Below are 1,248 nucleotides of genomic sequence, written 5' to 3'. Positions count from 1 at the left end.
TTAACAAGATTCGATATTTTTTCCACGCCTTTAACTGCGCTTCTTCGTCGGCTTCTTGCATATCTAAATCAATGATATCTTGCAAAATAGCTATTTTTTCGTTAGCTTCGTTGATTAATGAGTTTTTTAATGCCTGGTTATTTTTGATGAGATGTTCATTTTTTGCATCTTCATCTAATACCCATTTTTTGCCGTCCCACTTACAAAATTCGAACGGTTCAAGCTCTGTATAACCATTTTTGATTTTACCGAGGTAATCGATTTTTTCCGCACTTTTCGTTTCAATGTTATATACGGTTTTCTCTCTGCGGTCCTCAACTAAAACCCATTTTCCGTTTTGTTCACATGGCCAAGAGCCGTCCTTGAATTCAGGCGCTATGCGTAACGCATTATCTGGCGGTAATGTATCATCATTAGCTTCTAGCTCATGTGTGAATGGTCTTAGTTCATTTGTGTTATCGAAATAATAATTAATCATATTAAACTCCTAGATAAATTGCTGGTGTCATGCCGACATTAATAACAGTAGTTTCAGGTCCAGTGCGTGTTGCTCGTGATAAATCAAATCCCATTTTTGCGCTAACTCCAACTTCAGTTGGCGAATATTTTGCAATTGATGGGTTAGTACCGTTTTCATAAAATGGACCATATCCCCCCCAAATAACGCCAGCTCTCGACCCTGCGATACCATCCATGCTAAATCCGCCCGTAATATTACGAATCGCATCATCTTCAGTGCTACCAACTTGTCTGTTAGCTCCATTAACCGCACGCTCAAAAAAACCACGACCGTCGGGCGCAAAAGCTGTTGGTACATTAATATACTGTTTACCGTCAATTGTTTTTATCGTAATGCGATGATCGTTTTTATAATTAGCTGACAAACTATTTAAAGCTCGCCCTTGCGGTGAATCTAAAAGGAAGTTGTCACCATTTCTAAAATACCAACCGAACGGTAATTCATCACGCCGAAACGGCATTAACCTCTGATCGCCGATCATGTCTTTGATAACAACATTATGTACGATTAATGAACCGGAAATCGACTGGCTTTCTTCACCCGTTTTTTTGATAAAATTTGAATTATCGATAGTAGACGCCCAATTTTTAGCATCATCTGCCGACTTGGCGGCGTTCATTTCAGATGTTTTAGCATTGTCTTCCGACACTTTAGCCGCATTCGCGCTATTACTAGATTGCTCTGCTGAGTTACGTGACTCTGTAGCTGATGAACTCGCACTATCTGCA

2 protein-coding genes are annotated in these 1,248 nt (G+C 39.7%); both read right to left on the bottom strand.

What is annotated here, in order from left to right; translation table 11 throughout:
* Positions 1-478 (bottom strand): tail fiber assembly protein (locus tag ACGH6Q_RS12325; RefSeq protein ID WP_411592994.1); only part of this gene is annotated, 478 nt, incomplete at its 3' end.
* Position 479: 1 nt separating this feature from the next.
* Positions 480-1,248 (bottom strand): hypothetical protein (locus ACGH6Q_RS12320; RefSeq protein WP_411592993.1); only part of this gene is annotated, 769 nt, incomplete at its 5' end.

This window comes from Gilliamella sp. BG2 (assembly GCF_046635645.1).
Taxonomy (GTDB): domain Bacteria; phylum Pseudomonadota; class Gammaproteobacteria; order Enterobacterales; family Orbaceae; genus Gilliamella; species Gilliamella bombi.
Note: the sequence above shows the minus strand (reverse complement) of the source record. Positions and strands in the feature narration are given on the sequence as shown.